This is a genomic window from Desulfurella sp., from assembly GCF_023256235.1.
Taxonomy (GTDB): domain Bacteria; phylum Campylobacterota_A; class Desulfurellia; order Desulfurellales; family Desulfurellaceae; genus Desulfurella.
Window position 1 is genome coordinate 1 of record NZ_JAGDWY010000013.1, and the last position, 6712, is coordinate 6712.

The window sequence follows — 6712 nt, forward strand, 5'->3', positions numbered from 1 at the left end:
ATTAAAAAGAAAAAGGCAGCCTAAAGCTGCCCTGCTTGACACCTTTTGTGCACAAAAAGTTTCACGCAACTTATTTTGTTGCGTTTGTTGCATTTGTTGCATTGGCTGGTGCAGCTGTTGCGTTTGTTGCATTTGTTACATTAGTAGTGTTTGTAGTGTTAGTTGCGTTTGTTGCCTGTTTTTTTTGGCAAGACGCAAGTGTTAAGCTTGATGCTACTACTACTGCTAATGCTGCTGTTTTAAAGCTTTTGTTCAATAAGTTTGACATTGTCTAAAACCTCCTCAAATGTCACTCTTAGATTAAGGTAATATACACAAAAAATACAAATTTGCAAGAAAAATCTCATTGTAATTTACATTAACAACACAGCAAAAGCTAAAGTTTGACTAATCTTTATTAACTCATATAATGATTTTTGGAGGTTTCAAAATGAGTTATGTGTTAGGCGTAATTGGACATTCTAATGTGGGAAAAACCACTTTAATAGAGCATATTATAGCTGAGCTTAAAAAAGAAAATAAATTGGTAGGAGCTATAAAGCATGATGCGCATGATTTTGAGATAGATCATAAGGGTAAAGATACATATAGATTGAAATCGGCTGGGGCAAGTTGTGTTGCTATATCTTCTCAAAATAAATGGGCATTAATTCAAGATGTTGATAAAGAAAAAGCGCTCAAAGAGATTCTATCCTTTTTTGATTATTGCGATTATGTATTTGTAGAAGGCTATAAGCTTGAGGATATACCAAAAATTGAAGTCTATAGAAGCGAATTTAGCTATACGCCTCTTGTGCAAAGTGGTATAGAAAATGTTATACTTGTTGTAACAGATGAGCCTCAAAGACACTTTGGTGTACCAACAAGGTACATTGATGACTACAAAGGCATTGTGGAGTTTATAAAACACCACGAGCATGTATCAAAAATGAAAAAATGAATATATTGCAAATAGAACCAGCATTTTCTCTTTCTGGTGGGGCAAATCAGGTTGTATTAAATACTAAAGAGCTCATAAAGCGAAACCATAGAGTTTTTGTAGCAACAATTAAAGATTCTTATGTTTACAAAAATCTTAATGGATATTGCGAAATTATAGAGATTTTTGATGATAATAACAGATCTGCAAAAATCATAAAGGATTTTTTAAAAAAGCAAGACATTGATATAATTCATACACACCACCCAAAAGGTCATGCAATAGGTTTAAAATCTGTTGGATTTAGGAAAAAAGAAAAACTAGTTGTCCAACGCGGTGTTATTTTTACGCCACAAAATTTATTCAAATATCTAAACCCAAAAATTGATGCGTATATTGCAAATGCTATGGCAGTTGAACGCTCACTAAGAAAGATTTTTATAAGTAAAAAAAAGATTCATATAATCTATAGCGCCATAGATCAAAACTCACTTGAATATATAGATAGAAAAGCTGCAAGGCAATATCTTGGTTTAGATGGTTTTGTATTTGGTATTATTGCAAATTATTCAAGCTACAAAGGCCATGATTTGCTTCTTGAATCTTTTGCTGTTTCAAAATTAAATGCCACACTTGCAATAATTGGCAAAGATACACACAATCTTTTAGATAAATGCAAAATGCTTGGTATATCAGACAGAGTAAAAATATATGGTCTTGTTGAAAATGCAGGACGCTTTATGAGCGCGTTTGATTACCTGGTTGTACCATCTTTAAAAGAAGCTCTATCTAATGTTATAATAGAAGCATTTTTTAGAAAAGTACCGGTTATTGGTACAAATATTGGTGCTATACCAGAACTACTCGAAGACCACAGAGGAATTTTGGTTGAGCCTACAAAAAAAAGCTTATCAGATGGCTTAATTAAAGCCTATATTGGCAAAGATAGCAATTTGATAAATAATGCTTATAAATTTGCAACAGAACATTTGACAATAGAAAAAAAAATAGATAAATTGGAAAGCTTGTATGAAAGGCTTATTTTAAAATGAAATTTATTTTTAGATTATTTAGAGCTTTACCATATCATGTATTAGTTTGTTTTTTTAGCATTATAAGTATTTTGCTATATTTTATTTTGACAAGCAGAAAAAAAATTGGTTTGAAAAATATTGAATTAGCCTTAGGTGTTGATAGAGTAAAAGCAAAAAATATACTTTTTAAAACTTACCTTTATTTTGCTAAAATGGTTGCGGTAAACATTAAATATCTGGGGAATAAAAAATTCATAGAAAAACATTTTAAGATAGAAGGATTGGAAAACTTTGAAGAAGCTTTAGCGAATAATAGAGGCGTTATTTTTACAACTGCCCATTTTGGCAATTTTGAGATGCTTGTGTGTGGTTTTGCTGTATTAAAGCAACCAATTAATGTAATGGTAAGACCACTTGATAATATGGCTCTTGACAGGCTTGTTTTAAATTTAAGACAGTCTTGTGGTAATAATATTGTATCATCCAGGCTTTCAACTTTTGAATTTTTAAATATGCTTAAAAAAAATCAGATACTTGGAATACTTGCAGATCAGTATGGAGGCTCAAAAGGTTTGGAAGTGGATTTTTTTGGAAAAAAGGCAAAATCATCAGAAGGCATAGCTGTGCTTTCATACAAAAATAAAACGCCAATCTTGCCAGCATATTTAAAAGAAGAAGGCAAAACATACAAGATAGTTATAAAAAAACCTATATATCCAAAAGATGAGCCATTTAGGCAAGCCGTATATACAATAATGCGTAGCATTTACGCAGAATTTGAAGATTGGATAAAAAAAGAGCCAACAAAATACTTATGGATGCACAATAGATGGAAAACCTAGCAGTTTTTCTGGATAGAGACGGTACAATTATTAAAGACGCAGGGTATTTGAAGCGCTTTAGTGATATTAGACTTTTGCCTTACACAAAAAAAGCTCTTGAGTTATTTGCCAGAATGCACTATAAAATTATAATAATTACAAATCAATCAGGTATTGCGCGCGGATACTTTAGCGAAGAATTTGTAAGAAAGACGCACGAGATAATAAACAAACGTTGTTCGAATTTGATAGATGCTTTTTACTATTGCCCGCATTTGCCTGAAGATAATTGTGCTTGCAGAAAACCAAAAACAGCTTTAATCGATCAAGCAATTGCTGATTTTAATATAAAAAAAGAAGGCTCATATGTTATAGGTGATAAAGAAACGGATATTGAGCTAGGCTTAAATGCGGATATTGAGCCAATTTTGGTATTAACTGGAGAAGGCAAAAAGTATAAATCGACAACAAAAGCATCTTATATATTTAAAAATTTATATGAGGTAGCACTATGGATTTACCAAAAGGTTTCTATGGAATAACGCTTGAAACAGATAGTATAGGCACATGCAAAAAGCTATTAAATTTTGGCGCACAGATGATTCAATACAGGGCAAAAAATCTATCAAGCAAGCAAATGCTAAATGAATGTTTTCAAATAAGAAGTCTTACAAAACAGGCCAATGTTTTGATGATTGTAAATGATAGAGTAGATATTGCCTTGATTGTTGGCGCAGATGGTGTTCATGTGGGACAAGATGATATACCACCATCAAGTTTGAGAAAAATCGTGCCTAATAACTTTATCATTGGTTTATCAACACACTCTATAGAGCAAGTTTTAAGCCCGGAAGTTGATTTTGTAGATTATATCGGTGTTGGGGCAATATTTGAAACAAGCACAAAAGACACAGTGGTAATCGGAACAGAACTTGCCAAACAAATGGTTAGTTTATCTAAAAAGCCAGCGTACCTTATAGGTGGTATAAAATTATCCAATATAGATAGCATAAAAGGCATTGGTGCTTATGGCTTTACAAGCATATCGGATGTACTGTATAATGATTATGAGCATTTTTTGGAGATGATAAAAAAGTGGAACAGTTGATAGATCCTTTTGGTAGAAAAATAGATTACTTAAGGATATCCGTTACAGACAGATGCAATTACAGGTGTGTGTATTGTATGCCGCTTGAAGGTGTACCTTTCAAAGATATGAGCGAGATTTTGACTTATGAAGAAATTGTGCTGTTTGCAAAAGCCGCATATGATCTTGGTGTTAGAAAAATTAAATTAACCGGTGGAGAACCTTTGGTTAGAAAGCACATATACAGGCTTATCAAGATGTTAAAAGATATTGGCTATAGCGATATATCACTTACAACAAACGGTAGTTTGCTAAAACACTATGCACAATTGCTTAAAGAAAGCGGACTCAATAGAGTTACGGTTAGTCTTGATACGCTTGATAAAGATAAATTTAGATCAATTACAAGGCTTGGCAATTTAGACGATGTAATGTCAGGTTTTGATGAACTTGATAAAGCAGGCTTTACAAATACAAAAATCAACAGCGTAATTATGCGTACCTACAATATTGAGTGCATAGAAAATTTACTGAATTTTGCTATATCAAGAAATTACGAGATAAGATTTATAGAATATATGCCAACAGATTTTAATGAAAATTTTAAAGAAAATTTTGTATCCATAGATGAAATAAAAAGTATAATTAAAAATAAACACAGTCTTAGACAAACAAGCTATAAAACAAATGGGCCAAGTCAATATTGCGAAATTGAAAATACACGCGTTGGCTTTATTACACCTTTATCTCACAATTTTTGCGCTTTTTGCAATAGAATTAGACTATCTTCTGATGGAAATCTGATACTGTGTCTTGGACACGATATAAAAATCAATTTTAAAGATGTGTTAAAACAAAAAGATTTAGAACAAATAAAAGAATTACTAAAAAAGTCTATAACAAAAAAACCAAAACAACATCAATTGCTTACAACAAATATCCATCAATCTTTTTCTAATATTGGAGGATAAAAAGTGGAATTTACGCATTTTAATAAACAAAACAAGCCTACCATGGTAGATGTATCAAACAAAGAGGCAACGCTTAGAATTGCTAGCGCGCAAGCTATTGTTAGACTATCTAAACAAGCATACATTGCAGTTAAAGAAGGTACAGTTAAAAAAGGGGATGTATTGTCTGTGGCAAGTACAGCAGGCATAATGGGTGCAAAGCAAACGCCACACTTGATACCGATGTGCCACCCGTTAAATATTGAGCAAATAAACATTGATTTTGAATTAAACGACGAAGATTGTACAATAAGAGTGATTTCTACCGCAAAAATAACAGCAAAAACGGGTGTTGAAATGGAAAGTTTGTGTGCCTGTTCTATTGCTGCTTTAACTATTTACGATATGTGTAAATCCATAGATAAATCAATTGAAATAACAGATATTTATCTGCTTAAAAAAAGTGGTGGCAAATCAGGTGATTTTGAAAGGCAACTCTAAATTTTAAAAATTTGCCCATTTCAATAAATTTGCTATAATAAATTTAGTTATGTAAGAAAAGTTTAAAAATATGAAAGATGCATTATTTAAAAAGTTACCCATAATTATTTATGAATCAATAGTTAGTATAAAAGGCGAAAATGTAGAAATAATAAGCATTGATTTACTGGAAAATACTTATGTTGAATCCTTAACGGGCTATACAAAAGAAGAACTATCAGATCCATTATTTTGGTTTAGCAAAATTCACGAAGATGACAAACATAATATTTTAGAAAAATTATCCGCTTTAAAAACGGATGAATCAACAAGCTGTACCTACAGGTTTCTAACAAAAGATGGTTCATATTTATATTTAAAAAACAATGTCTATATACTTGAAAAAGACGGCAAAAAATATATGCATGACTACTCCGGCGGTCATATTACGACCGAAGAGGCAAAGCAGATTATAGATTCGCTTAGGCAAGAACTCGGGAGCGATAGATTTAGATTTTATTCAGGAGTTAGCTACAGACATCTGCTTGTAGTTAAAAATATAAATATAAACGGACTTCAAACAGTTGCTCCTCATGATATTCCGGACCTGCAGATCGACGATTATATTCCTCACGGTACTCCTTCAAGTTCCGAAATAGTCGAAGTTATGAAAAAAGCTGAAAAAATATTGGAAAATCATGAAGTAAATAAAAAAAGAATTGCAGAAGGCAAATTGCCTGCAAATTCTATTTGGCTCTGGGGTCAGGGATATAAGCCTTCCATGCCTACTATTAAAGAGGCATACGGACTCGAAGGTTCGGTCATTTCGGCCGTAGATTTAGTCAAAGGCATAGGAAAATATGCAGGACTTAAAGTTATCAATGTCCCTGGCGCTACAGGTTATTTAGACACAAATTATGCAGGCAAAGTTGAATATGGGATGAATTCTTTGCATGACGGAGATTTTGTTTATATTCATGTAGAAGCTACAGACGAAGCTTCGCATGAAGGTTCCATAGATAAAAAGCTTAGAGCTATAGAAGATTTCGATAAATTTATAGCAGGAGGAGTACTTGAAGGACTAAAAAAATTCGGCGACTATACATTAATGATTTTACCTGATCATTATAATCAGGTTAGACTAAAAAAACATACCCCTGAACCGGTTCCTTTTTGCGGTTTTTCTACCAAAACGGAAAAAAGAACTTTAGATAAATACTCTGCTATTAGTTATTCTGAAACATTAGCTCAAAACAGCGGTTTATTTTTTGGTTCGGGTTCTCAATTGTTTAAACATTTTTTAAACAACTTCAACATGTTATAAAATAAAATAAAAACAGCTTTTAACTTTTATTAGTTCCATAATTTATAACAATTTGCAAATGTAAAAAAATAAGCATTTTTATATTTTTGCTTGATTT

9 protein-coding genes are annotated in these 6712 nt (G+C 32.1%); 8 read left to right on the top strand and 1 reads right to left on the bottom strand.

What is annotated here, in order from left to right; genetic code table 11:
* Positions 1-70: 70 nt before the first annotated feature.
* Entirely contained in the window at positions 71-268 is a 198-nt protein-coding gene (locus Q0C22_RS01425; protein WP_291490310.1) for a hypothetical protein, read from the bottom strand.
* 162 nt (positions 269-430) lie between these two features.
* Between Q0C22_RS01425 and mobB the strand changes: the two genes are divergently transcribed.
* From mobB to apgM, 8 genes are all read left to right on the top strand, one after another.
* Positions 431-940, top strand: a complete 510-nt coding sequence (gene mobB, locus Q0C22_RS01430; protein WP_291490311.1) for a molybdopterin-guanine dinucleotide biosynthesis protein B — start codon at positions 431-433, stop codon at positions 938-940.
* Positions 937-1971: a glycosyltransferase family 4 protein gene (locus tag Q0C22_RS01435; RefSeq protein WP_291490312.1), complete on the top strand. Its 1035-nt coding sequence runs from the start codon at positions 937-939 to the stop codon at positions 1969-1971. Before mobB ends, Q0C22_RS01435 begins: the two co-directional genes overlap by 4 nt.
* Positions 1968-2795: a lysophospholipid acyltransferase family protein gene (locus Q0C22_RS01440; protein WP_291490313.1), complete on the top strand. Its 828-nt coding sequence runs from the start codon at positions 1968-1970 to the stop codon at positions 2793-2795. Before Q0C22_RS01435 ends, Q0C22_RS01440 begins: the two co-directional genes overlap by 4 nt.
* Positions 2783-3316, top strand: coding sequence for an HAD family hydrolase (locus Q0C22_RS01445; RefSeq protein ID WP_291490314.1), 534 nt, complete (start codon positions 2783-2785; stop codon positions 3314-3316). The genes Q0C22_RS01440 and Q0C22_RS01445 overlap by 13 nt, the downstream gene beginning before the upstream one ends.
* Complete coding sequence (thiE, locus tag Q0C22_RS01450) at positions 3286-3882, top strand: thiamine phosphate synthase (RefSeq protein WP_291490315.1); 597 nt, start codon at positions 3286-3288, stop codon at positions 3880-3882. Before Q0C22_RS01445 ends, thiE begins: the two co-directional genes overlap by 31 nt.
* Complete coding sequence (gene moaA, locus Q0C22_RS01455; RefSeq protein WP_291490316.1) at positions 3870-4832, top strand: GTP 3',8-cyclase MoaA; 963 nt, start codon at positions 3870-3872, stop codon at positions 4830-4832. The genes thiE and moaA overlap by 13 nt, the downstream gene beginning before the upstream one ends.
* Before the next feature lie 3 nt (positions 4833-4835).
* Positions 4836-5312, top strand: a complete 477-nt coding sequence (moaC, locus tag Q0C22_RS01460) for a cyclic pyranopterin monophosphate synthase MoaC (protein ID WP_025392651.1) — start codon at positions 4836-4838, stop codon at positions 5310-5312.
* Between the two features lie 70 nt (positions 5313-5382).
* On the top strand, positions 5383-6615 hold the full coding sequence (gene apgM, locus Q0C22_RS01465; protein ID WP_291490317.1) for a 2,3-bisphosphoglycerate-independent phosphoglycerate mutase: 1233 nt from the start codon (positions 5383-5385) through the stop codon (positions 6613-6615).
* Positions 6616-6712: the final 97 nt, after the last annotated feature.

Coding starts and splice junctions, on each gene's coding strand:
- Q0C22_RS01425 (WP_291490310.1), bottom strand. CDS start 268: ATGTCAAACTTATTGAACAAAAGCTTTAAAACAGCAGCATTAGCAGTA.
- mobB (WP_291490311.1), top strand. CDS start 431: ATGAGTTATGTGTTAGGCGTAATTGGACATTCTAATGTGGGAAAAACC.
- Q0C22_RS01435 (WP_291490312.1), top strand. CDS start 937: ATGAATATATTGCAAATAGAACCAGCATTTTCTCTTTCTGGTGGGGCA.
- Q0C22_RS01440 (WP_291490313.1), top strand. CDS start 1,968: ATGAAATTTATTTTTAGATTATTTAGAGCTTTACCATATCATGTATTA.
- Q0C22_RS01445 (WP_291490314.1), top strand. CDS start 2,783: ATGGAAAACCTAGCAGTTTTTCTGGATAGAGACGGTACAATTATTAAA.
- thiE (WP_291490315.1), top strand. CDS start 3,286: ATGGATTTACCAAAAGGTTTCTATGGAATAACGCTTGAAACAGATAGT.
- apgM (WP_291490317.1), top strand. CDS start 5,383: ATGAAAGATGCATTATTTAAAAAGTTACCCATAATTATTTATGAATCA.